This is a genomic window from Pseudomonas sp. GM55, assembly GCF_000282395.1.
In the GTDB taxonomy this organism is placed as follows: Bacteria; Pseudomonadota; Gammaproteobacteria; order Pseudomonadales; family Pseudomonadaceae; genus Aquipseudomonas; species Aquipseudomonas fluorescens_CC.
This window is the reverse complement of record NZ_AKJJ01000032.1, coordinates 84,811-109,091: the sequence shown is the minus strand read 5'-3', so window position 1 is coordinate 109,091 and position 24,281 is coordinate 84,811. Positions and strand designations below refer to the sequence as shown.

General features: G+C 59.5%; 24 protein-coding genes and 1 other RNA gene. 6 read left to right on the top strand and 19 right to left on the bottom strand.

The window, feature by feature from the left end; translation table 11 throughout:
* Window positions 1-5 precede the first annotated feature (5 nt).
* The 9 genes from mraY to rsmI form a co-directional block, all read right to left on the bottom strand.
* On the bottom strand, window positions 6-1,088 hold the full coding sequence (gene mraY, locus PMI31_RS05325; protein ID WP_008016698.1) for a phospho-N-acetylmuramoyl-pentapeptide-transferase: 1,083 nt from the start codon (window positions 1,086-1,088) through the stop codon (window positions 6-8).
* A complete protein-coding gene (locus tag PMI31_RS05320) occupies window positions 1,088-2,455 on the bottom strand; it encodes a UDP-N-acetylmuramoyl-tripeptide--D-alanyl-D-alanine ligase (protein WP_008016697.1) in 1,368 nt (455 codons plus the stop codon). The genes mraY and PMI31_RS05320 overlap by 1 nt, the downstream gene beginning before the upstream one ends.
* Window positions 2,448-3,911 (bottom strand): UDP-N-acetylmuramoyl-L-alanyl-D-glutamate--2,6-diaminopimelate ligase, encoded by a 1,464-nt coding sequence (locus PMI31_RS05315; RefSeq protein ID WP_008016696.1) that lies wholly within the window; start codon window positions 3,909-3,911, stop codon window positions 2,448-2,450. The genes PMI31_RS05320 and PMI31_RS05315 overlap by 8 nt, the downstream gene beginning before the upstream one ends.
* The gene (locus PMI31_RS05310) at window positions 3,911-5,650 is read right to left on the bottom strand and encodes a peptidoglycan D,D-transpeptidase FtsI family protein (RefSeq protein ID WP_177323553.1); all 1,740 of its coding nucleotides are present in this window, start codon (window positions 5,648-5,650) and stop codon (window positions 3,911-3,913) included. Before PMI31_RS05310 ends, PMI31_RS05315 begins: the two co-directional genes overlap by 1 nt.
* On the bottom strand, window positions 5,650-5,943 hold the full coding sequence (gene ftsL / locus PMI31_RS05305) for a cell division protein FtsL (protein WP_008016694.1): 294 nt from the start codon (window positions 5,941-5,943) through the stop codon (window positions 5,650-5,652). The genes PMI31_RS05310 and ftsL overlap by 1 nt, the downstream gene beginning before the upstream one ends.
* Window positions 5,940-6,887, bottom strand: coding sequence for a 16S rRNA (cytosine(1402)-N(4))-methyltransferase RsmH (gene rsmH / locus PMI31_RS05300; protein WP_008016693.1), 948 nt, complete (start codon window positions 6,885-6,887; stop codon window positions 5,940-5,942). The genes ftsL and rsmH overlap by 4 nt, the downstream gene beginning before the upstream one ends.
* Window positions 6,884-7,339: a division/cell wall cluster transcriptional repressor MraZ gene (gene mraZ, locus PMI31_RS05295; protein ID WP_007917012.1), complete on the bottom strand. Its 456-nt coding sequence runs from the start codon at window positions 7,337-7,339 to the stop codon at window positions 6,884-6,886. The genes rsmH and mraZ overlap by 4 nt, the downstream gene beginning before the upstream one ends.
* A 538-nt stretch (window positions 7,340-7,877) precedes the next feature.
* An RNA gene (gene rnpB / locus PMI31_RS29425) (RNase P RNA component class A) lies at window positions 7,878-8,231 on the bottom strand.
* Between the two features lie 75 nt (window positions 8,232-8,306).
* Window positions 8,307-9,212 (bottom strand): 16S rRNA (cytidine(1402)-2'-O)-methyltransferase, encoded by a 906-nt coding sequence (gene rsmI, locus PMI31_RS05290; protein WP_177323551.1) that lies wholly within the window; start codon window positions 9,210-9,212, stop codon window positions 8,307-8,309.
* A 177-nt stretch (window positions 9,213-9,389) separates the two neighbouring features.
* On the opposite strand from rsmI, the gene PMI31_RS05285 reads away from it, so the two are divergent.
* The 4 genes from PMI31_RS05285 (at window position 9,390) to PMI31_RS05270 (ending at window position 12,836) form a co-directional block, all read left to right on the top strand.
* A complete protein-coding gene (locus tag PMI31_RS05285) occupies window positions 9,390-11,201 on the top strand; it encodes a penicillin-binding protein activator (protein WP_008016691.1) in 1,812 nt (603 codons plus the stop codon).
* A complete protein-coding gene (locus PMI31_RS05280; protein WP_008016690.1) occupies window positions 11,201-11,563 on the top strand; it encodes a YraN family protein in 363 nt (120 codons plus the stop codon). Before PMI31_RS05285 ends, PMI31_RS05280 begins: the two co-directional genes overlap by 1 nt.
* A 104-nt stretch (window positions 11,564-11,667) precedes the next feature.
* A complete protein-coding gene (locus PMI31_RS05275; RefSeq protein WP_007972584.1) occupies window positions 11,668-12,261 on the top strand; it encodes a phosphoheptose isomerase in 594 nt (197 codons plus the stop codon).
* Window positions 12,258-12,836, top strand: coding sequence for a BON domain-containing protein (locus PMI31_RS05270; RefSeq protein ID WP_008016689.1), 579 nt, complete (start codon window positions 12,258-12,260; stop codon window positions 12,834-12,836). Before PMI31_RS05275 ends, PMI31_RS05270 begins: the two co-directional genes overlap by 4 nt.
* A 166-nt stretch (window positions 12,837-13,002) precedes the next feature.
* Here PMI31_RS05270 and PMI31_RS05265 read toward each other — a convergent pair whose 3' ends face one another.
* From PMI31_RS05265 to rplM, 7 genes are all read right to left on the bottom strand, one after another.
* Entirely contained in the window at window positions 13,003-13,416 is a 414-nt protein-coding gene (locus PMI31_RS05265; protein ID WP_007998247.1) for a ClpXP protease specificity-enhancing factor, read from the bottom strand.
* Between the two features lie 16 nt (window positions 13,417-13,432).
* Complete coding sequence (locus PMI31_RS05260; RefSeq protein WP_007989864.1) at window positions 13,433-14,050, bottom strand: glutathione S-transferase N-terminal domain-containing protein; 618 nt, start codon at window positions 14,048-14,050, stop codon at window positions 13,433-13,435.
* A 150-nt stretch (window positions 14,051-14,200) separates the two neighbouring features.
* Window positions 14,201-14,983, bottom strand: a complete 783-nt coding sequence (locus PMI31_RS05255) for a cytochrome c1 (RefSeq protein ID WP_008016687.1) — start codon at window positions 14,981-14,983, stop codon at window positions 14,201-14,203.
* Complete coding sequence (locus PMI31_RS05250) at window positions 14,983-16,194, bottom strand: cytochrome b (protein WP_008016686.1); 1,212 nt, start codon at window positions 16,192-16,194, stop codon at window positions 14,983-14,985. The genes PMI31_RS05255 and PMI31_RS05250 overlap by 1 nt, the downstream gene beginning before the upstream one ends.
* A complete protein-coding gene (petA, locus tag PMI31_RS05245) occupies window positions 16,194-16,787 on the bottom strand; it encodes a ubiquinol-cytochrome c reductase iron-sulfur subunit (protein ID WP_008016685.1) in 594 nt (197 codons plus the stop codon). Before petA ends, PMI31_RS05250 begins: the two co-directional genes overlap by 1 nt.
* Window positions 16,788-17,055: 268 nt before the next feature.
* Window positions 17,056-17,448, bottom strand: a complete 393-nt coding sequence (gene rpsI / locus PMI31_RS05240; protein ID WP_003228056.1) for a 30S ribosomal protein S9 — start codon at window positions 17,446-17,448, stop codon at window positions 17,056-17,058.
* 14 nt (window positions 17,449-17,462) lie between these two features.
* Window positions 17,463-17,891, bottom strand: coding sequence for a 50S ribosomal protein L13 (gene rplM, locus PMI31_RS05235; RefSeq protein WP_003228062.1), 429 nt, complete (start codon window positions 17,889-17,891; stop codon window positions 17,463-17,465).
* Between the two features lie 245 nt (window positions 17,892-18,136).
* On the opposite strand from rplM, the gene PMI31_RS05230 reads away from it, so the two are divergent.
* Window positions 18,137-19,177: an NADP(H)-dependent aldo-keto reductase gene (locus PMI31_RS05230; protein ID WP_008016684.1), complete on the top strand. Its 1,041-nt coding sequence runs from the start codon at window positions 18,137-18,139 to the stop codon at window positions 19,175-19,177.
* A gap of 101 nt (window positions 19,178-19,278) precedes the next feature.
* Here the strand turns inward: PMI31_RS05230 and PMI31_RS05225 are convergent, their stop codons facing one another.
* Window positions 19,279-20,415, bottom strand: a complete 1,137-nt coding sequence (locus PMI31_RS05225; RefSeq protein WP_008016683.1) for an acyl-CoA dehydrogenase family protein — start codon at window positions 20,413-20,415, stop codon at window positions 19,279-19,281.
* A 221-nt stretch (window positions 20,416-20,636) separates the two neighbouring features.
* Here PMI31_RS05225 and PMI31_RS05220 point away from each other — a divergent pair, with 221 nt between their 5' ends.
* Window positions 20,637-21,557 carry a GlxA family transcriptional regulator gene (locus PMI31_RS05220; protein WP_177323552.1) on the top strand — a complete coding sequence of 307 codons (921 nt, stop codon included), beginning with the start codon at window positions 20,637-20,639 and terminating at the stop codon, window positions 21,555-21,557.
* 183 nt (window positions 21,558-21,740) lie between these two features.
* On the opposite strand, the gene zapE is transcribed toward PMI31_RS05220, so the two are convergent.
* Both zapE and PMI31_RS05210 read right to left on the bottom strand, forming a co-directional pair.
* Window positions 21,741-22,835 carry a cell division protein ZapE gene (zapE, locus tag PMI31_RS05215; RefSeq protein ID WP_043302216.1) on the bottom strand — a complete coding sequence of 365 codons (1,095 nt, stop codon included), beginning with the start codon at window positions 22,833-22,835 and terminating at the stop codon, window positions 21,741-21,743.
* 90 nt (window positions 22,836-22,925) lie between these two features.
* Window positions 22,926-24,281: a tryptophan--tRNA ligase gene (locus PMI31_RS05210; protein ID WP_008016680.1), complete on the bottom strand. Its 1,356-nt coding sequence runs from the start codon at window positions 24,279-24,281 to the stop codon at window positions 22,926-22,928.

Below are 24,281 nucleotides of genomic sequence, written 5' to 3'. Positions count from 1 at the left end.
TATTTCTACCTCAGCTTCAGGGTGGCAAGGCCGATCAGCACGAGAATCACGGTGATGATCCAGAAACGGACGATCACGCGCGGCTCGGGCCAGCCCTTGAGTTCAAAGTGGTGGTGAATGGGCGCCATGCGGAATACGCGGCGACCGGTCAGTTTAAAAGAGGCAACCTGAATGACCACTGACAGGGTTTCCATCACGAACACGCCGCCCATGATGAACAGGACGATTTCCTGACGGACGATCACCGCGATGGTGCCCAGGGCCGCGCCCAGCGCCAGTGCGCCGACGTCACCCATGAAGACTTGTGCCGGATAGGTGTTGAACCAGAGGAAGCCCAGGCCCGCTCCGATCAACGCGCCGCAGAACACAATCAGCTCACCCGCGCCCGGTACGTAAGGAATCAGCAGGTATTCAGCGAATTTCACGTTACCCGACAGGTAGCAGAAAATGCCCAGGCCGCCGCCCACCATCACCGTCGGCATGATCGCCAGGCCGTCGAGGCCGTCGGTCAGGTTGACCGCGTTGCTCGAACCGACAATCACGAAATAGGTCAGGACGATGAAGCCTGCGCCCAGCGGAATGCTGTAGTCCTTGAGCATCGGCAGGATCAGCGTGGTTTCCACTGGAGTGGCTGCGGTCATATAAAGGAAGATCGCTGCGCCGAGGCCGAACACCGACTGCCAGAAATACTTCCAGCGGCTCGGCAGGCCACGGGAGTTCTTCTCGATGACCTTGCGGTAGTCGTCGACCCAGCCGATGGCGCCGAACAGCAGGGTCACCAGCAACACGACCCAGACGTAACGGTTGGTCAGGTCAGCCCAGAGCAAGGTGCTGACGCCGATGGACGACAGAATCAACGCGCCACCCATGGTCGGTGTGCCCGACTTGGACAGGTGCGATTGCGGACCGTCGTTACGCACCGATTGGCCGATCTGACGGTTCTGCAGGGTGCGGATCATCCACGGGCCGTAGCACAGCGACAAGACCAGCGCGGTCAGCACACCGAGGATCCCGCGCAGGGTCAGGTACTGGAAGACCGCGAAGCCTTTGTAGAACTGTTGCAGATACTCCGCTAGCAGCAGCAGCATTAATGTTTCTCCAGACTGGACCCGCACAAGGCGGCGACGACGTTTTCCATCGCAGCGCTGCGCGACCCCTTGATCAAAATGGTGGTGTTTGTGTCTTGCTCGGCACCCAGGGCCTTGATCAGTTCAGCCTGCGTGCTGAAGTGAAAAGCCTGTGGACCGAATGCGTTCACGGCGTGAGCCATCATTGGCCCGACGGCGTACAGCGCAGAAACCTTGCCACGGGCGTACGCGCCCACGTCGCGGTGCCCCTGCTCCGCCCATTCGCCCAACTCGCCGATATCCCCGAGCACCAGGACGGTGCGACCGGAAAAGCCGGCCAGTATATCAACGGCAGCGCACATGGAGGTGGGGTTGGCGTTGTAAGTGTCATCGATTACGCGCATGCCATTGGTGGCCAGTTGCGCGACGGTCCGGCCCTTGACCGGTTGCACCGCGCCAAGACCGGTGGCGATGCCAAACAGCGACACACCCAAGGCATGGGCGGCAGCGGCGGCGGCCATGGCATTGGCGACGTTATGGGTGCCGAGCAGGTTCAGTTGAACGCGCTCCACACCTTCAGGGCTGTGCAGATTGAACGCCGGGCAACCACGAGCATCGGTGGCGAGGTCACTGGCGTGGAAATCCGCCTGAGTGTTGCTCAAGGCAAACGTCAGCACCTTGCGGGCGCCTGCGCGGGCTTTCCAGATGCCAAACGCCTTGTCATCGAGGTTGAGCACGGCAACGCCATCGGCCGCCAGCCCTTCGATGATTTCGCCCTTGGCCTCGACGATTTTCTCCGGCCCGCCGAACTCGCCTACATGGGCGGTCCCTGCATTGTTGAGGATCGCCACGTGTGGCTTGGTCAGCCCCACGGTGTATGCGATTTCACCCAGACGCGATGCGCCCAACTCGATCACCGCCGCGTCGTGTTCCGGGGCGAGTTCGAGCAGGGTCAGCGGCACACCGAGGTCGTTGTTCAGGTTGCCACGGGTTGCCAGTACCGAACCGCGGGTACGCAGGATGCTCGCGAGCATTTCCTTGACCGTGGTCTTGCCGCTGGAACCGGTGACGGCTGCGACAGGTTTGGTGAACGCCGCACGATTCAGCGCGCCCAACTGGCCGAGGGCCTGGCGAGTGTCCTTGACCAGCAATTGCGGCAAGGTGCTATCGGCGACTTCGCGCTCGACCAACGCGGCGACCGCGCCTTTGGCGGCGACTTCATTCAGGTAGTCATGACCGTCAAAACGCGGACCGGCCAGGGCTATGAACAGTTGGCCCGGCTTGATCGCGCGGCTGTCGATGCTGACGCCGTCGAAGCTGGCATCGGTGGACACCAGGCGAGCATTCAGCGCACCGGTCAGTTCGCTCAGTTTCAAGGCCTCAAACATGGGCCACCTCCCACGCGGTCAAGGCATGATCAGCCTCGACCAGATCGGAAAAGGCATGACGCTCGCCGTTGATTTCCTGATAGTCCTCGTGACCTTTGCCGGCCAGGACAATCACGTCATCCACCGAGGCACTGGCAATCAACCGGGCAATCGCCTGACCACGACCGGCAACGAACTCCACCTTATCCACAGCCGTGAAACCGGCGCGGATATCATCGAAAATCACCGAGGGGTCTTCCGTACGCGGATTGTCATCGGTGACCAGCACGCCATCGGCCAGACGCTCGACCACTTCGGCCATCAACGGACGCTTGCCGCGGTCGCGGTCGCCACCACAGCCGAACAGGCACAGCAACCGACCTTTGGCGTGTGGGCGCAGAGCCAGCAGCACTTTTTCCAGGGCATCCGGGGTGTGGGCGTAATCGACCACCACCAACGGCTGCGAACCACCACCCAGACGCTGCATGCGACCGGCCGGGCCTTCGAGCATCGGCAGCACCTTGAGGATTTCGTCCAGTGCGTAATCCAGACCGAGCAACGCGCCGACCGCAGCCAGGACATTGCTCAGGTTGAAGCGACCGAGCAAAGCGCTACGCAAGAGATGCTCGCCCTGTGGCGTGACCAGCGTGGCGCGCACGCCTTCGTCATTGAACTGTGCTTCGCGGCAATACAGGTAAGCGCGTGAGTCTTCCAGGCTGTAAGTGATCAGCCGCGACTCGCCCTCATCAGCCGCCAATTGCCGACCAAACTCGTCGTCGAGGTTGACCACGCGGCATTTCAAATCATTCCACGCAAACAGCTTGGCCTTCGTCTCGCCGTAAGCCTGCATGGTGCCGTGGTAGTCCAGATGATCGCGGGACAGGTTGGTCATCACCGCCACATCGAAGGCCAATGCCGTCACACGGCCCTGGTCCAGGCCATGGGAAGAAACTTCCATCGCCACGGCTTTGGCCCCGGCCTTTTTCAGGTCCGCCAGGGTCGCTTGCATGGCAATCGGATTCGGCGTGGTGTGCAGGCCGCTTTCCAGCGAGCCGTAGAAACCGCAACCGAGTGTGCCGACCAGGCCGCAGTGCTGGCCAAGCAGGTCCAGTGCCTGGGCGACCAATTGAGTCACGCTGGTCTTGCCGTTGGTACCGGTCACGCCCACCAGGTTCAGGTGATGGCTTGGCTCGCCATAAAAACGCCCGGCGATGTCCGACAACTGGGCCGCGAGCCCCTTGACCGGAATCAGCGGCACCTCAGTGATCGGCAGGACCGTGGCGCCTTCGACTTCATAGGCCACTGCAGCAGCACCACGTTGCAAGGCGTCGGCAATGTGCGCACGCCCATCGAACTTCCCGCCCGGCACGGCGAGGAACAGATCACCCGCGCGCACTTTGCGGCTGTCCAGGGCTAGCTCGCGAATCAGCAGATCGTGGCCGGCGTGAGGGAAAATCTTGTTCAGGCTCAGAGACATCAGCCGCGCCCTCCATTGGCTTTCAGCGGAACGACCGGTGTAGCGTTCGCTTGTTGAGTAGGTGGCAGGTTGTCAGGCGTAATGTTCATCAGGCGCAGGGTGCCCGACATCACGCGGCTGAACACCGGCGCGGAAACCAGGCCACCGAAGTAACCGGCCTTGGTCGGCTCATCGATTACGACCACGATGGCGTAACGCGGATCGCTCATCGGGCCGAAACCGGCGAACAGCGAACGATAGGAGTTCTCGGCGTACCCCTTGGTACCAACCGATGTTTTACGAGCAGTACCGGACTTGCCGCCCACGTGATACGCCGGCACTTGCGCACGGAATACACCGCGCGGGGCTTCGATCACTTGTTGCAGCATGCCCTGCATGGTTTTCGCGACCGCCTCCGGCAACACCTGGGTGGTTTGCGGTGCCTTGTCTGTCTTGATCAGGGTCAGCGGCGCGAGGCGACCGTTGTTGGCCAGGGCCGAGAAGGCGTGGACCAACTGGATCGCGGTCACGGAGATACCGTAGCCGTAGGACAGCGTGGCGGTTTCTGCCTTGCGCCATTCGCGGTAGTTCGGCAGGTTGCCGACGCGCTCACCCGGGAAGCCCAGGCCAGTGTCCTGGCCGAGGCCGACTTTCTGCGCCAGACGGAAAATCGTTTCGCCGCCGATGTCGAACGCGACCTTGCTCATGCCGACGTTACTGGAGTTGATCAGGATGCCGGTCAGGTCGAGCACCGGGCCTTCGGTCTTGGATACGTCCTTGATGGTGTACTTGCCGATCTGCAACGAGCCCGGATACACCTCGACAGTGTCGCTCGGCTTCCAGCGGCCGGTTTCGATCGCGGCGCTCATCGAGATCGCTTTCATGGTCGAACCGGGTTCGAACACGTCGATCATCGCGCGGTTACGCATCATCGCCGGTTGCAGGTTGCGACGGTTGTTCGGGTTGTAGGTCGGCTGGTTGACCATCGCGAGAATCTCGCCGGTCTTCACGTCCATGATCACCAGGCTGCCGGCCTTGGCGCCGTTCTCGATGATCGCGTTGCGCAATTCACGGTTGGCCAGGTATTGCAGGCGCAGGTCAATGGACAACGCCAAGGGCTTGCCGGCCTTGGCGTTTTTGGTGACCTGGACATCCTTGATCAGCCGGCCGCGCCGGTCCTTGATCACCTGACGCTTGCCAGGGACCCCGGCCAGCCATTCGTCATAGGCCAGTTCGACACCTTCACGACCGTGATCGTCGATGTCGGTAAACCCGACCATATGGGCGGTGACTTCGCCGGCAGGATAAAAGCGCCGGAACTCTTCGATGCCGTAGACACCCGGCACCTTCAGGTCGAGCACGGCCTGCCCCTGCTCCGGCGTCAGCCCGCGCACCAGGTAGATGAATTCCTTGTTGGCCTGGGCTTCAAGACGCTCGGTCAGGGCCTTGGGATCTTGCCCCAGCGCTGCGGCCAGTGCTGGCCACTTGTCTTTTTCCAGCTGCATTTCCTTGGCGTTGGCCCACAGCGTGGTCACCGGGGTACTGACGGCCAAAGGCTCGCCGTTACGGTCGGTGATCAGACCACGGTGAGCCGGAATCGGAATATGACGGACACTGCGCGCATCGCCCTGACCTTTAAGGAAGTCACGGTCAACGACTTGCAGGTCGATGATGCGCCAGGCAATTGCGGCCACCATGACGCCGAGCAAACCCAGGACCACGCGAAACCGCCAGGGAAAGAGTGCACCTTCGAGTTTCATCATGGCGCCACCATCTTCACGTCAGCGGCACCAGGGATGTGCATTTTCAATTGCTCGGTGGCCAGCACTTCGATTCGGCTGTGGGCGGTCCAGGTGCTCTGTTCCAGAATCAACCGGCCCCACTCGGCTTGCGCCTTGTCGCGCACGCTCAATTCGTTGTACAGCGTGTTCAACAACTGGCGATTCCAGTGGGCGCTATAAGACACTCCGATGGCCGAAACGAGCACGGCAACAAACAGCAGCAGCATGAAGAAGCTTCCGCCGGGCAATGGCTTGGCGAAAAGCTTGCTCACCGCAGCTTCTCCGCCACACGCATGACAGCGCTACGGGAACGTGGGTTGGCTTTGAGTTCGGCGTCGGAGGCCGTCTGCGCTTTGCCATGGACTTTGATTTTCGGTTCGAAAGCGACGTGTCGAACCGGCAGGTTGCGCGGCAGGTTGTCGGCTTCGCCTTTCACCAGCTTGCGCATGAACAGTTTGACGATGCGGTCTTCCAGCGAATGGAAGCTGATCACCACCAGGCGACCGCCCACTTCCAGGCATTCCAGCGCGGCTTCGAGACCGGTCTCCAGATCGCCCAATTCGTTGTTGACGTGAATACGCAATCCCTGGAACGCACGGGTTGCCGGGTTCTTGCCCTTTTCCCACGCCGGGTTGGCGACCTTCAGGACTTCCGCCAGGTCACCGGTGCGCTCGAATGGCTTGATGTCGCGGCGTTCGACCACGGCACGGGCCATGCGACCGGAGAAACGCTCTTCGCCGTATTCCTTGAACACACGGGCGATTTCTTCCACGGGTGCGGTGTTGACGAATTCGGCAGCGCTGATGCCACGGGACGGATCCATGCGCATGTCCAGCGGACCGTCGTTGAGGAAACTGAAACCGCGCTCAGGGTCGTCGAGCTGTGGTGAGGACACGCCAAGATCCAGCAGAACGCCGCTGACCTTGCCGGCCAAGCCGCGCTCGGCGACTTCCGAACCGAGTTCGGCAAAGCTGCGCTGCACAACGACAAAGCGGCCGTCTTCGGCCGCTAGCGTCTGCCCGGTGGCAATCGCTTGTGGATCTTTATCGAATCCGAGCAACCGGCCATCGGGGCCGAGCTGGCTGAGGATCAACCGGCTGTGCCCGCCGCGTCCGAACGTGCCGTCCAGATAGCAGCCATCAGGACGTACGGCGAGAGCCTCGACGGCTTCGTCAAGCAGTACGGTGATGTGGTTAAAGCCGCTATCAATAGTCACAGGATCAAATCACGCAGTTCATCAGGCATAGCGCCCGGTTGTTGAATAGCAGCCAGGTCAGCGGCAGAAACCGCGTTCCAGGCATCCTCGTCCCACAATTGGAACTTGTTCAGTTGGCCTACCAACATCGCGCGCTTATCCAACTTGGCATATTCACGAAGACGCGGCGGAACCAGAAAACGACCACTGCCATCGAGTTCGAGGTCGACGGCGTTACCAATCAGTAAACGTTGCAGGCGGCGGTTCTCTTCGCGAAGCGAAGGCAGTGCGCGCAGTTTGGTTTCAATAATTTCCCACTCATCGAGGGGGTAAACACACAAACAAGGATCAACGGCATCAATTGTTACGATCAATTGACCGGAACTACGCGAATCGAGCTCGTCACGGTACCGGCTCGGCATGGCGAGACGGCCCTTTGCATCGAGACTGATAGCGTTGGCTCCGCGAAACACGTCAGCGTTTCTCCAAATTTTAGCGTTTTGAGTTCAAAAAACCCACTTCATGCCACTTTCCGCCACTTGCGCACACTATAGGAATGCGCCCACCACACCGTCAAGGCGCGGATCAAAGGAAAACCCTTACAGAACTGAGATTTAGGAGCATTAACGGAGGGGCAACGAGAATCCGGCATATGAAACTGCCCGATAACTTGAATCAGCGCAGGAGGCTGCATTCGGAAGTTAAAGTATTTTATTAAGAGTAAGATTTTTTTGGTATTACAAAAGTGGTTCTGCTGACGATTGTGTAAGGAGGGAAACCGGCGCTGCGTGGAGTTTATGCGATCACTACAAGCGCGGGCTAATCGATATCACAAAACCGCTCCTGCTGACGACCGTGCAACGAAGAAAACCGGCGCTGCGTGGAGTTTATGCGATCACTACAAGCGCGGGCTAATCGATGTCACAAAACCGCTTCTCCCGACGCTTGTGCACGAAGGGAAATGGCTATCACCAACACTCTGCCCAATGATTTAAGCAGAGGAGAAAAAAGGTGGAGAGTCGATCTGTAAGCCGGGTTCTGTCTTGAACAGTCATTCGTCTACGATGGCCATCACTGGACACCTTTAGCAACCTACCCGGTCCCAGCGCGGGCCACGCCTTGGGACCCTATTTGGTCTTGCTCCAAGTGGGGTTTACCTAGCCACGAACTGTTACCAGACGTGCGGTGCGCTCTTACCGCACCTTTTCACCCTTACCGGCGCCGAAGCGCTTAGGCGGTTATTTTCTGTGGCACTTTCCGTAGGCTCACGCCTCCCAGGCATTACCTGGCACTTCGCCCTATGGAGCCCGGACTTTCCTCCCCCCCCTAATTTTCATAGAGGGCAGCGACTGTCCGATCGACTCTCCGCCGCGAAGGTTACCGGCAGAGCGCCCGAAGAACAAGGGCCAAGCGCCCTTGAGCACGCCTGCACGTCGGGTTTTACTCGCCTTTCTGTTTATCCAGGGCGATCTGGTACAGCACATTCTTTCGCTCGCCGGTGATTTGCGCCGCCAAAGCCGCCGCACGCTTGAGCGGCATTTCTTCGAGCAACAGGTTGAGGATGCGCATCGCCTCACTGCTGACGGCGCCCTCTTCCTCGGGGGCAGACCAACCCGCTACCAACACCACGCACTCGCCGCGCTGCTGATTGCTGTCCGACTCGACAAACTCGCGCAGCTCAGCCAGCGGCAGCCCCTTGAGCGTTTCAAACGTCTTGGTCAACTCACGGGCAAGTAGCGCTGGGCGCTCGGGGCCGAACACCAGCTCCATGTCTTGCAGGCATTCCAGAATGCGATGCGGAGCCTCATAGAAGATCAATGTGCGGGGCTCTTCCTTTACCTGCTCCAGACGTGCTCGCCGCCCCACAGCCTTGGCTGGCAGAAAACCCTCGAAAATGAATCGATCGGAAGGCAGCCCCGCCGCCGACAACGCTGCAATCAACGCGCAGGCCCCCGGAACCGGCACCACATCGATACCCGCGGCCCGGGCCTGCCGCACCAGGTGATAACCCGGATCGGAAATCAGCGGCGTGCCGGCGTCGGAGATCAACGCCACGTTGTCACCAGCGAGCAGGCGAGTGATAAAGCGACTACCCTCATCCCGCTCGTTATGTTCATGGCAGGCTGCCAATGGCGTCGAAATGCCGAAGTGTTGCATCAAGCGCTGGGAATGGCGGGTGTCTTCCGCGGCGATCAAGGCCACTTCACGCAGAATCTTCAGCGCCCGCGCACTGATGTCATCCAGGTTGCCGATGGGCGTCGCCACCACATAAAGCGAGCCAGCAGCGGAATTCAAAGCACCTGGAGCAGTCAAAGCGCACACCTCATGATCGGTAAAAGCCGGCATTGTAGCGCGTAGCGAGACTCACGATACGTGCAAGCAAACGTGGTATCGCCGACCGTTTGTGCACTGGCGCAACATTTACACCAGCTAAATTGATCGATTCACGCCACTAACATCGCGCCCCGGCCAGTGCTTGGGTACAATTCCACGCTAATTTGATCGAGTATCAGGAACGCTTACATGATCGCTTGCCTGCGGCTGTTATCTGCCCTCTGCCTCGCTGCCTTGCTGGCAGCTTGCGCCAGCTCGCCCTCCTCCAGCCTTGGCGAACTTCCACGGACACCGGACGCCAGTATCGAGCAACTGCTTGCGAAGGCTGCCCAAAGCAAATCACCGGAAGATGCCGCCCTGCTGCGCCTGAGCGCTGCCGACCTGGCCTATCACCAGGGCAATGCCGGCCAGTCCGCGCAAATCCTGCAACAGGTTCCGATCGAGCAGCTCAAGCCGGGCCAACAGATTTTCGCCAGCACTCTGGCGGCTGAACTGGCCATGACCCGCAATCAGCCCAAGGCAGCGCTTACAGCCTTGAGCCATCCGAGCCTGCAGCGCTTGAGCGAACTGCCTGTAGAGCAACAGGTGCGCACCGGCACCGTTCACGCCCGCGCCCTTGAAGCTGATGGCCAGACACTCGCCGCCGCTCGCGAGCGCATTTTCATTGCCCCGATGCTGAAAGGTGAAGCCGCGAGCAAAAACCACGAAGCCATCTGGACCCTGATCGCTTCGCTGCCGACCGATCAGTTGCAGCCGAACACCACCGACGATCTCGGCGGCTGGATGGCCCTGGCGCTGGCCGTGAAATCCGCCGGCACCCTGGAGCAGCAACAGGCCGCCATCGATAACTGGCGCGCGAAGAATCCGAAACATCCGGCAGCCATTCAATTGCCGCAGCCTCTGACCCAACTCAAGGAGCTGGCCAGCCAGCCCCTGAACAAGATCGCCCTGCTGCTGCCTCAGGACGGCCAGTTGGCCTCGGTTGGCAAAGCACTGCGCGACGGTTTCATGGCCGCTCACTATCAGGCACAACAGGCCGGGCAGAAGCCACCCGCCATCGAGTTTTATGACAGCTCGCACCTGACCTCCATGGACGAGTTCTACCGCAAGGCCCAGGCCGATGGCGTGCAACTGGTTGTCGGGCCGCTGGAGAAGCCGCTGGTCAAACAGCTGAGCACTCGCCCGCAATTGCCGATCACCACGCTGGCGCTGAACTACAGCGAAGGCGATCAAGGCCCGGCACAGCTGTTCCAGTTCGGTCTTGCCGCTGAAGACGAAGCCCGCGAAGTGTCGCGCCGCGCTCGCGCCGACGGCCTGCATCGCGCCGCCATCATGGTGCCGAAAGGCGAATGGGGCGACCGCGTGCTCAAGGCATTCAGCCAGGATTGGCAAGCCAATGGTGGCACCATCGTCGCCACCGAACGCGTCGATCAACCGGTCCAGCTGGCCCAGCAGATTGCCGACATGTTCCAGCTGCGCCAAAGCGAAGGTCGCGCCAAGAGCCTGCAAAGCACTGTTGGCTCACAAGTAGCGGCCCAGCCATCGCGCCGCCAGGACATCGAGTTCATCTTCCTGGCCGCCACACCGCAACAGGCCCAGCAGATCAAACCGACCCTGAACTTCCAGTACGCAGGCGATGTTCCGGTCTACGCCACCTCCCACGTGTTCAGTGCCAGCGGTGACATCAACCAGTACAACGACATGAATGGCATCCGCTTCTGCGAGACGCCATGGTTGCTGGACGCCAACGATCCACTGCGCCGCCAGGTCACCGCCCAGTGGCCACAAGCCGCCGGCAGCCTGGGGCGTCTGTATGCCATGGGTGTGGACGCCTATCGACTGGCGCCACGCCTTGGCCAGCTCAAGTCTCTGCCGGACAGCCGAATCGACGGTGAATCGGGCAGCCTTGGCATGACTCAGAGCCAGCGTGTCGTACGCCAGCTGCCATGGGCGCAGTTCGCCAATGGCCAGGTCCAGCGCCTGCCGGACACCGCTCGCTGATGCCTGACAGGTCACGCCAGCAAAGCGGTAAGGATGCCGAGCGCCATGCGCTCGAGCATCTTCAACAACAGGGTCTGCGCCTGCTGGCGCAGAACTGGTTGTGTAAACGCGGCGAGCTTGATCTGGTCATGCTAGATGGCGATACAGTAGTATTCGTTGAAGTCCGCTACAGAAAAAACACTCAATGGGGTGGCGCGCTCGATAGCATCGATGGGCGCAAACGGCAAAAACTGATTTTCGCCGCGCAGTATTTTCTTCAGTGCGAGTCGCGCTGGGCCAATTCCCCTTGCCGCTTCGACGTGATTGCCATCGACAGCAATCTCGATCAGTTGAACTGGCTACAGAATGCCTTCGACGGCTGATCGCCGGCATTGCGAACCGGACACTATCACCCAACACTTTTGCTCTTTGCTTTGCGGGCTGCACATTCACGTGCCGAACAGCCGCGCTACTTAAGGTCACACAGATGGACATGCAATCCCGAATTCGCCAGCTTTTTCAGGCCAGTATCGACACCAAGCAACAGGCGATGGAAGTACTTGCACCGCACATCGAGCAAGCCAGCCAGGTCATGGTCAACGCCCTGCTCAACGAAGGCAAAATGCTTTCCTGTGGCAACGGCGGCTCTGCGGGCGACGCCCAGCACTTCTCGTCCGAGCTGCTCAATCGCTTTGAGCGCGAGCGCCCGAGCCTGCCGGCCATCGCCCTGACGACCGACAGCTCGACGATCACCTCGATCGCCAACGACTACAGCTACAACGAGATCTTCTCCAAGCAGATCCGCGCACTCGGCCAACCGGGCGATGTGCTGCTGGCTATCTCCACCAGCGGCAACTCGGCCAACATAATTCAAGCGATCCAGGCCGCACATGATCGCGAAATGATTGTCGTAGCATTAACGGGTCGTGATGGCGGCGGCATGGCGTCGCTGCTGTTGCCCGAGGACGTCGAGATTCGCGTACCGGCCAACGTCACCGCTCGTATTCAAGAAGTCCACCTGCTGGCGATCCATTGCCTTTGCGATTTGATCGACAGCCAATTGTTCGGGAGTGAAGAATGACCCCTAATCGCCTTGGCCTGTTGGCCTTGATCCTGTACCTCGGCATCAGTGGCTGCACCTCGGTCGTGACGGCCAGCCGTGAAGCACCGATTGAAGATGACCGCGGTACCCGCACACTGGGCAGCAAGATCGACGACTCCCTGATCGACACCAAGGTTGGCGTGAACGTCGCCAAGGCCGACCCGGCCCTGGACAAGGATTCGCACATCGTCGTCACCAGCTTCAACGGTGTCGTGCTGCTTGCCGGGCAAACGCCACGCGCAGACCTCAAGGCCAAGGCCGAACAGGCCGCTGCCGCAGTCCAGCGCGTGAAGCAGGTGCACAACGAACTGCAAATCCTGCCACCCTCCTCGTTGCTGGCGCGTCAGAACGACACCTGGCTGACCACCAAGATCAAGACCCAGATGCTCGCCGATGCGAACATCCCTGGTTCGCGCATCAAGGTCGTCACTGAAAACGGTATCGTCTACATGCTGGGCCTGCTGACCAAGCAGGAAGCCGCGCAGGCGACCAACCTGGTGCAAGGGGTTTCCGGTGTGCAGAAGATTGTGAAATTGTTCGAGTACATCGACTGACACCACCTCCCGTAGGAGCCGGCTTGCCGGCGAAGGCGTCAGTGGTATCGCCTTCGCCGGCAAGCCGGGCTCCTACAGGGCAAAGGCGCTCTTATGATCGCCTTCGCCGGCAAGCCGGCTCCTACACAGTAATAAAAAAGGCGATCCTTGCGGATCGCCTTTTTTATTACTTGACCACTTTCAGACTGGGGCGACCGCTTGGACGCGGCGGCTCACTGTCGGGTGGCGGAAGATCGTCATCTGGTTCGATCTCGTCATCCTCGCCCATCGGCGATTCCAGATCAAACACCATGCCCTGACCATTCTCCCGGGCGTAGATTCCCAGGATCGAAGCGATTGGCACATACAGTGTGTGCGGCACGCCACCAAAGCGCCCCTCGAAACTGACCGCCTCGTTATCCATGTGCAAGTGACGCACGGCTTGTGGCGACACGTTCAGGACGATCTGCCCGTCACTGGCAAACCCCTGTGGAACCTGTACCGACGGGTACTCGGAATTGACCAGCATGTGCGGGGTGCAATCGTTGTCCACAATCCACTCATAGAGCGCGCGGACCAGATAAGGTCGACTGGAGTTCATAGCGGCTCCTTAAGCCTTAGCGCATGTCGCGTTCGACACCAGACAGACTCGCCTGGAAAGCCTCACGCGCAAACTGGCGCTCCATATAATCAAGCAGCGGCTTGGCCGGCCGCGGCAGTTCTATACCCAGAATCGGCAATCGCCAGAGTATTGGCAGTAGGCAGCAATCCACCAGACTTTGTTCCTCACTGAGGAAAAACGGTTTGTCGGCGAATAGTGGCGACACACCCGTCAGGCTTTCGCGCAACTCTTTGCGGGCCACGGCACGGGCCGCCTCCTTGGTCCGCGAATCCAGAATCAGATCCACCAGACCACACCAGTCTCGCTGAATGCGGTGCATCAGCAGGCGACTGTTGGCACGCGCCACAGGATAAACCGGCAGTAGCGGCGGGTGCGGGTAACGCTCATCCAGATATTCCATCACCACAGTCGACTCCCACAACGCCAGGTCGCGATCGACCAGAGTGGGCAAGCTGCCGTAAGGGTTCACTTCAATCAGTTTAGGTGGCTGGCGTCCAGCTTCCACGTAAATGATCTCGGCGCTGACACCCTTCTCTGCCAGTACGATGCGCACTCGGTGGGAATAGTGGTCGGCGGGGTCGGAGTAACAGGCCAACCGATTGGTCACGCCCATGGCGATCCTCCTCGCTTGTAGAAATAATCGAACGCGGAAAAACGAGCGCGCCCAGAGGGCGCCTCCCGTAACGACTGGATTACCAGTTTCGCTACATCCTCAGAGGCGCCCTTGGGCGCGCGCGATTAACAGCAATAGCTTGAAGCTTTATCAGTGCACGTCTTTCCAGTATTCGCGCTTGAGCAGGTAAGCGAATACGAAGAAGAACGCCAGGTACAACAATACGTACGTACCGATGCGCTGATGTTGCAGCTTAACCGGGTTAGCCGAGTAAGCCAGGAAGGTTACCAGATTCTTGACCTTCTCATCGAACTGCTCTGCAGTCAGGGCACCGCTTTTCGGCACAATGGTCAACTGATCGCACGCTTCATGAGTCAGCGCCGTACCGGTCAGAGGATCATATTGTTTCTTGCCGTCTTCGACGATCTGAACCTGTTTGCAGCCAACCACTTGGCGACCTTGCAGGCCGGCCAGGACGTTAGGCATACCCACGTTCGGGAAGACCTTGTTATTCACACCCCATGGGCGCGCCGGATCTTCGTAGAACGACCTCAGGTAACCGTAGAGCCAGTCAGTACCGCGAACACGGGCAACCAGGGTCAGGTCCGGTGGCGCAGCACCAAACCAGGCCTTGGCGTCCGCCGGCTGCATGCCGATGCTCATGTGGTCGCCGATCTTGGCGCCGGTGAACATCAGCTTCTCCATCATCAACTCATGGGGAATGCCCAGGTCGTCGGCAACACGCTCGTAGCGCTGGAACTTGGCACTGTGGCAACCCATGCAGTAGTTGGCGAACGTACGTGCGCCATCCTGCATGGCTGCTTTATCGGAAACGTCGATGTCGACTTTTTCCAGCTCGGGGCCACCGTGTTCAGCTGCGAAAGCGAACACTGGCAGCGCAGCAAGCATCAATACAGCAAATAGTTTTTTCATCAGCCAGTCACCCTTTCCGGAACCGGTTTGGTCTTCTCGAGCCTGGTGTAGAACGGCATCAGAATGAAGTAGGCGAAGTACAGGAAGGTACACACCTGCGACAGCAGCGTACGCTCAGGGGTTGGGGCCAATACGCCCAGCACGCCCAGGATCACGAACGCGATGCAGAACACCCAGAGCCAGATCTTGCTCAGCCAGCCCTTGTAGCGCATCGACTTGACCGGGCTACGGTCCAGCCATGGCAGGACGAACAGCACGGCAATGGCAGCGCCCATGGCGATCACACCCAGGAGCTTGTCCGGAATCGCACGCAAGATGGCGTAGAACGGGGTGAAGTACCAGACCGGAGCGATGTGCTCTGGGGTCTTGAAGGCGTTCGCCACTTCAAAGTTCGGCTTTTCGAGGAAGTAGCCGCCCATTTCCGGGAAGAAGAACACGATCGAGCAGAAGATGAACAGGAACACCACCACACCGACGATATCTTTCACGGTGTAGTACGGGTGGAAGGCAATGCCGTCCAGCGGTATGCCGTTTTCGTCCTTGTGCTTCTTGATGTCCACACCGTCCGGGTTGTTCGAACCCACTTCGTGCAACGCCAGGATGTGCAGCACCACCAGACCCAGGATAACGATCGGCAGGGCAACCACGTGCAAGGCGAAGAAGCGGTTCAGGGTAATGCCGGAAATCAGGTAGTCACCACGAATCCACTGGGTCAGGTCGTTGCCGATGACCGGTATCGCACCGAACAGCGAGATGATCACCTGGGCACCCCAGTAGGACATCTGCCCCCACGGCAGCAGGTAGCCCATGAAGGCCTCAGCCATCAGCGCCAGGTAGATCAGCATGCCGAAGACCCACACCAGTTCACGCGGCTTCTGGTACGAACCGTAGAGCAGGCCACGGAACATGTGCAGATAGACCACGATGAAGAACGCCGAAGCGCCGGTGGAGTGCAGCAGACGCAGGATCGAGCCGTACTCGACATCGCGCATGATGTATTCGACGGAAGCAAACGCCTCCTCCGCCGACGGGTTGTAGCTCATGGTCAGCCAGACACCGGTAACGATCTGATTGACCAGCACGAGCAGTGCCAGGGAGCCAAAGAAGTAGAAGAAGTTGAAGTTCTTCGGAGCGTAATACTTGCTGAGATGGTCTTCCCACATCTTGGTGGCGGGAAAGCGTGCGTCAACCCAATCCATGAACTTGCTCATCACGCTTTCTCCGTATCGACGCCAATGATAATGATCTCATCGGTCTCATAGGAATGCGGGGGAACTGGCAGGTTCAAAGGCGCAGGTTGCGACTTGTAGACGCGACCAGCCAGATCGTAGTGGGAACCGTGGCAAGGGCAGAAATAACCACCCACCCAGTCTTTACCCAGATCCGCAGGTGCCACTTCAGGACGGAAGGTCGGCGAGCAACCCAGGTGCGTGCAGATACCAATCAGCAGCAGAACCTCAGGCTTGATCGAACGGGTTTCCGGATCAACGTAAGTCGGTTGTGTCGAGTTCTTGGAGGTCGGATCAACGAGCTGGCCCTCGATCTTCTTCAGATTCCCCAGGATTTCCGGTGTACGGCGGACAATGAACACCGGCTGGCCGCGCCACTCAGCAATCATCTGCTGGCCTGGCTCGACTTTGCTGACATTCACTTTCACCGGTGCACCTGCGGCTTTCGCCTTGGCACTGGGAAACCATGACCCCACGAACGGGACCGCAGCCCCCACCGCTCCTGCAGCACCCACCACGGATGTGGCTGCTACCAAGAAGCGACGCCGGCCTGCATTCACGCCGTCATTGCTCATTCAGTCCTCTCCCATCAGCTTTGTGGCCTGTTAAATCAGGCATCTACTAAGTAAATCTATGTACTTATAAAAATTTTGCCGAATGGTAATGAAAAGCCCCAATCCTGACAAGGTAATTACCGGAGCCCATCACCCCCAAGCCTTGTAGTATAGGGCGCCTGCGGATGTGGCAAGTTGTCACAGCGCAATTCTTTGATAAATCGCAGGCATAAAAAAACGCCCAGCTCCGTGAGGATACTGGGCGTTCTTTTTTGAACGTGAAAGCGAATTAACGCTTCGAGTACTGCGGACGCTTACGCGCTTTACGCAGACCGACTTTCTTACGTTCAACTTCACGAGCATCGCGGGTTACGAAGCCGGCTTTACGCAGGGCGCTGCGCAGAGTCTCGTCGTAGTCCATCAGAGCGCGAGTGATACCGTGGCGGATTGCGCCAGCCTGACCACTTACACCACCGCCGATCACGGTGACGTAGATGTCGAACTTCTCGACAGTCTCAGTCAATTCCAGCGGCTGACGAACTACCATGCGGGCAGTTTCGCGGCCGAAGAAATTATCCAGCGAACGGTTGTTGATGGAGATGTTACCAGTACCCGGACGCAGGAAAACGCGTGCGGTTGCGGTCTTGCGACGGCCAGTGCCGTAATTTTGAGTCGCCGACATAATGAACTATTCCGTTAAATCTTCAGTTCTTGGGGCTGCTGAGCAGTATGAGGGTGTGCAGCGCCCGCATAGACTTTCAGCTTACGGTACATGTCGCGACCCAGCGGGTTCTTAGGCAGCATGCCTTTGACCGCGGTCTCGATCACGCGCTCAGGGGCCTTGGCGATCAGCTTTTCAAAGTTGATCGACTTGATGCCGCCCGGGAAACCGGAGTGGGAGTAGTACATTTTGTCAGTGGTTTTAGCACCGGTAACACGGATCTGCTCAGCGTTGATTACGACGATGTAGTCGCCGGTGTCAACGTGAGGAGTGTACTCAGGCTTGTGCTTGCCACGCAGACGGCTCGCGATTTCGGTGGCCAGACGACCCAGGGTCTGACCAGCAGCGTCGACGACAAACCAGTCGCGCTTTACTGTTTCCGGTTTAGCAGTAAAAGTTTTCATTCTTTATAGCCTCAGGGGCCGCCCTGTAAATTAGACGGCGGATCTTACTGAATAGTGCGTACTTTGACAAGTCAAAGGCAGCCGGATACAGACGCTTTCGGGGGCTCGGGTCGGCGCGTCCGTTCAACGGCAAGATTCTTCGGCGGCGGCGCATCACTTCCACTGCAGAAAGAGGTGCGCAATTATGCAGATTGTGAAAAATAATTCAACCTGCTTTTATGATTGTTTTGCCCAAGGAGCACCCGATGGACTATCGCCAGCTAGGCCGAACGAACCTGAACGTGAGCGCCATCTGCCTCGGAACCATGACCTGGGGCGAGCAAAACAGCGAGGCAGACGCCTTCGCCCAGATCGAGCGGGCCAAGGCTGCCGGGATCAACTTCATCGACACCGCCGAGATGTACCCGGTGCCACCCAAGGCCGAAACCTACGCCACCACCGAACGCTATATCGGCAATTACTTCAAAAGCCGCGGCGACCGCGCAGACTGGATCCTGGCCAGCAAGATCGCCGGCCCCGGCAACACCATCGACTACATCCGTGACAAGAACCTTCGGCACAACCGACAGCACATCACCGAAGCCGTGGATGCCAGCCTCAAGCGCCTGCAGACCGACTACATCGACCTGTACCAGCTGCACTGGCCGGAGCGCAGCACCAACTTCTTCGGCCAGCTCGGCTACAAGCACAAGATCGAAGCCAACCTGACCCCGCTGGAGGATACCCTCGAAGCGCTGGACGAGCAGGTTCGCGCCGGCAAGATCCGCCACATTGGCCTGTCCAACGAGACGCCCTGGGGCACCATGCGTTTTCTCGCCCTGGCCGAAGCCCGAGGCTGGCCGCGCGCCGTGTCGATCCAGAACCCGTACAACCTGCTCAACCGCAGCTTTGAAGTCGGCCTGGCGGAAATCGCCATCCGCGAGCAATGCGGCCTGCTCGCCTATTCGCCGCTGGCGTTCGGCTTCCTGTCAGGCAAGTACGAAGGTGGCGCCCGCCCGCCAAAAGGTCGCCTGAGTCTCTACAGCCGCTTCAGCCGCTATTTCAACCCGCAGTCGGAAGCAGCCTGCAGCCGTTACGTGGCATTGGCCCGCGAACACGGTCTGGACCCGGCGCAAATGGCCCTGGCGTTCGTGACGCAGCAGCCGTTCGTGACCAGCAACATCATTGGCGCAACGACCATGGAACAACTGGAGAGCAACATTGCCAGTTTCGATCTGAAACTGTCGGAGGAAGTGCTGGAAGGGATCGAGGCGATTCACAAGGATCATCCGAATCCGGCACCTTGATTGATCTTTAAAACCAATCGCGGGCAAGCCCGCTCCCACAGGTTCGGTGATATCTGTGGGAGCGGGCTCGCCCGCGATGGCGTCCGCCCGGTCAGCGCAAATCAAAGCGACCGCGCAATGATCTCCTTCATGATCTCGTTCGTCCCGGCATAGATCCGCTGCACCCGCGCATCCGCCCATGCCCGTGCGATCGGGTACTCCCACATGAACCCGTAACCACCGTGCAATTGCACGCACTCGTCGAGCACCTTGCATTGCAGGTCGGTGCCCCAGTACTTGGCCATCGCCGCCGTAGGCACGTCGAGCTTGCCTTGCAGGTGCAGCTCCAGGCAGCGGTCGACGAAGACGCGGCCGATCTGGATTTCCGTGGCCATCTCCGCCAACTTGAACCGGGTATTCTGGAAATCCGCGATCGACTTGCCGAACGCCTTGCGCTCGCGGGTGTAGTCCAGCGTCCATTGCAGCGCCGCTTCAGCTGAAGCCAGCCCGCCAACGGCCACCGTGAGGCGCTCCTGAGGCAACTCCTGCATCAGGTAGGCAAAGCCCATCCCGGCCTGGCCCAGCAGGTTTTCCTTGGGCACACGCACGTCCTGGAAAAACAGTTCCGAGGTGTCCTGGGCTTTCATCCCGACCTTTTCCAGGCGCTTGCCCTTGTCGAAGCCCGGTGTGTCGGCCTCCACCAGAAACAGACTGGTTCCCTTCGCGCCAGCCTTCGGATCGGTCTTGGCGACGACAATCACCAGATCGGCCAGGTAACCGTTGGTGATGAAGGTCTTGGAGCCGTTGATCACGTACTCATCGCCATCGAGCACCGCCGTGGTTTTCACGCCTTGCAGATCGGAACCGGCGCCCGGCTCGGTCATGGCAATCGCGGTAACCATCTCACCGGACACCAGTTTCGGCAGGTACTTCTGCTTCAGCGCTTCACTGCCGTAATGCAGGATGTACGGCGCCACGATGTCCGAGTGCAGAGAAAACCCGATGCCGGTCAGGCCAAGTCGCCCCACTTCTTCGATCACCACCGCACTGTAGAGAAAGTCCGCCCCCAGACCGCCGTACTCTTCCGGCAGGTGCGAGCACAGCATCCCCGCCTCCCCTGCCTTGTTCCACAGCTGCCGGTCGATATAGCCTTGTTTTTCCCATTGCCCATGGAACGGCACCGCCTCTTTTTCGAGGAACGTTCGCACGCTGTCGCGGAAAAGCTCGTGCTCGGAACTGAACAGGGTTCTGGGGATCATGCGGCACCTTTTCTTTGTTTTTAGAGGGAGTTGACCTTCAGAGACTATGCCTCGCTTCCGATACAGGACACTGGACACATCCGACAAAAAATAAGACGATCCAGCCGTCTGGTGACCACTTTCCCCTATAAGAATAAAGTTGAATTATGTCTAACCAAGCCTCCACGCCCCTGCGGCGCGTCAGCATCCTGGCCATCGACCGGGTTTTCGCTTCCACCCTCATGCAAGCCAAGGATTTTTTCCACCTCGCCAGCCTGCGTTATGGCAAACAGCTGGGCCAGGGCCTGACACCGGCGTTCGAAACCCGCCTGGTCAGCCCCGATGGCAAACCGGTCAACACCTTCAGCGATGTGATGATTCCGGTGGATGGCGGCCTGGAAAACGCCGACATCATCGTTCTTCCCGCGTTCTGGGACGACTTCGACAGCCTCTGCAAACGTTACTCGCAAGTCCTGCCCTGGCTACGCCAGCAACATGCGCGCGGCGCTGTGCTGTGCGGCGAGGCCACCGGTGTTTTCTGGCTGGCCGAAGCCGGGCTGCTCAATGGCAAGGAAGCGACCACCTACTGGCGCTTCTTCAATGCCTTCGCCGAACGCTTCCCCCAGGTTCAACTCAATCAGGACAAGCACCTGACCGACGCCGACAACCTGTACTGTGCCGGCGGCACCACCTCGGCGTGCGATTTGTACATTTACCTGATCGAACGCTTCTGCGGTGCCAATGTGTCCCAGGCCGTTGCGCGGGACATTCTGTATGAGGTGCAGCGCAGCTACGCGCCTGGACGCATCGGTTTTGGCGGCCAGAAGCTGCACCAGGACGTGATCATCCTGCAGATCCAGCACTGGCTCGAAGAACACTTCGCCGACAAGTTCCGCTTCGAAGACGTCGCCCGCGAACACGGCATGAGCATCCGCAACTTCATGCGCCGCTTCCAGACCGCCACCGGTGACAAGCCGCTGCATTACCTGCAACGCCTGCGCATCGAAACCGCCAAGGGCTTGCTGTCCGGCAGCCGCAAGAGCATCAAGACCATCAGTTACGAAGTCGGTTACGACGATGCGAGCTTCTTCGCACGACTGTTCCGACAGCACACGGAGTTGTCGCCGAACCAGTATCGGCAGCAGTTCCAACAAGCGGCGTAGATCCTGTAGGAGCGAGCTTGCTCGCGAAGAATCCGGGAGCAATGCGTTTAGCCCGAATGAACGCGCTATCGTTAACGTCCATCGCGAGCGAGCTCGCTCCTACAGTTAACCTCCAGCGCACAGAAAAAAGGCCTGCAATTGCAGGCCTTTTTTATTTTCCGACTCGTGCTCTTTTTGAATAGCTTATGGCTTATGCGCCCGAGACAGGAATTCGTGGGACTGCATTTCCAGCAGACGGCTCAGGGTACGCTGGAACTCAAAGTTCAGGCGACCACCGGTGTACAGATCCTTAAGCTCGACTTCAGCAGAAATGATCAGCTTCACGTTACGGTCGTAGAACTCGTCGACCATGTTGATGAAGCGTCGGGCGATGTCGTCGGTGGTGACGCTCATCTGCTCGACACCGCTGAGCAACACGGCGTGGAAGATCTTGCCCAGCTCGATGTAGTCGTTCTGGCTGCGCGGGCCGTCGCACAATTCGCGGAAGTCGAACCAGGCCACGTCGTCACAGGTGCGCAGGGCACGGATCTCGCGGTTTTCGATCATCAGCACGTCGTTCTCGATCGCTGCCGTGCATTCCGGTGTCAACGCGCGGAAGCTCTTGCGCAGGCTTTCGTGGGACGCCTCGTCGAGCGGGAAGTGGAACAGCTCGGCTTGCTCGAGGTGACGAAGGCGATAGTCGACACCGCTGTCGACGTTGACGATTTCGGTGTTCTGCTTGATCAGCGCGATGGCCGGCAGGAAGCGGGCGCGTTGCAAGCCGTCCTTGTACAAGCCGTCCGGCACGATGTTCGAAGTCGCAACCAGGGTCACGCCGTTCTTGAACAGCTCTTCCATCAGCGTGCCGAGGATCATGGCGTCGGTGATGTCGGAAACGAAGAATTCATCGAAGCAGATGACCCGGGCTTCGGTGGCGAAACGCTTGGCGATGATGGTCAGCGGGTTTTTCTCGCCGCCCAGAGTTTTCATTTCCTCGTGCACGCGCTTCATGAAGCGGTGGAAGTGCGTACGGGACTTTTCCTTGAACGGCAGCGCCTCGAAGAAGGTGTCCACCAGGTAAGTCTTGCCGCGACCTACGCCGCCCCAAAAGTACAAACCCTTGACCGGGGCCTGATCCTTCTTGCCAAACAACTTGCCCAGCAGGCCCGGTTTGTTCTGCTCGGCCGCGACCAGGTCGTCGTACAGGCGCTGCAAATGACGCACGGCAGTTTCCTGCGCGGCGTCATGGAAGAATTCCGGGCGTTTCAGATCAGCTTGATATCGTTCTAGGGGCGTCATAATTCGTTAGCAAGGCAACAAAAACGGGCCGACACTGTAGCGACGGCCCGTGGGAATGGCAATCAGCCCTTGGTCGGGCCGGGCCGTTGATTATTCCTGAACTGGCGTCAAGGCGACCCGCAAGGCCTCGATCGCTGCATCTCGCGCGGCGCTATCAGCGAACGCAGGGCTGTCGGCAACGCACTCGCCTTCCAGCCAGACGCTGAAGCTCAGATCTTCATCGCGCACGTCCAGAGGCTGACCCGATTGCAGCTGTTTGGTCACCTGGCCGGCGGTTTTGCCATCAGCAAAATTGCGCGACAGCAGCAGTTGTTCGCCATCAGCCGCCAGCAGACGGAAGCGGAAACTGCCGTCGTCCTCGCGGAAGCTGACAAAACGCGCGGCTTTCGCGGCTTTTTTCTTGGTGGTCACCGCCACTTGAGCCTGGGCAACGAAGGAACGCAGGCCCACCGCTTCACGCAGCTCGTGGAGGAACGGTGTCGCCACCGCACGGGCCTTTTTCGCGCCGTGTTGCAGGATGTCTTCCAGATCCGCCGGACGCTCGATCAGTTGGTTGTAGCGCTCGCGGGATTCGCCCAGTTCGTTATCCAGCAGCTGGAACAGGCGATTCTTCGCCTCGCCCCAACCCAGGCCCTGCAACAGCTCGCTGCGGAACTCGTCGGCCTGCACCGGGGTGGCGAACGCCTGGAACAGGGTGAACAGGTGCGAATTGTCCGGATCCTTGGCTTCGCCCGGCGCGCGGGAGTCGGTGACGATCCGCGAAATCGCGTCCTTCATCTCTTTGGCGCTGCTGAACAACGGAATGGTGTTGTCGTAGCTCTTCGACATCTTGCGGCCATCCAGGCCCGGCAACGTGGCGACGCTCTCCTCGATCAACGCCTCGGGCATGGTGAAGAACTCCTTGCCCTGGCCAAACAGGTGGTTGAAACGCTGGCCGATGTCCCGCGCCATTTCCACGTGCTGGATCTGGTCACGACCGACCGGCACCTTGTGTGCGTTGAACATCAGGATGTCCGCTGCCATCAGCACCGGGTAGCTGTACAGGCCCATGGTGATGCCCGCGTCCGGGTCTTCGCCGGTCTCGACGTTCTTGTCCACCGAAGCCTTGTAGGCGTGGGCGCGATTGAGCAGGCCCTTGGCAGCGACGCAGGTCAGCAGCCAGGTCAGCTCGGGGATTTCCGGGATGTCGGACTGGCGGTAGAAGGTCACGCGATCGACATCCAGGCCACCGGCCAGCCAGGTCGCGGCGATTTCCAGGCGCGAGCGCTGGATGCGCAACGGGTCATCGCACTTGATCAGGGCGTGGTAGTCCGCCAGGAAGTAGAACGAATCGGTATTGCTGTCACGGCTGGCAAGGATCGCCGGGCGGATGGCGCCAGCGTAGTTGCCCAGGTGCGGCGTGCCGGTGGTGGTGATGCCGGTGAGGATACGGGTACGAGTCGTCAT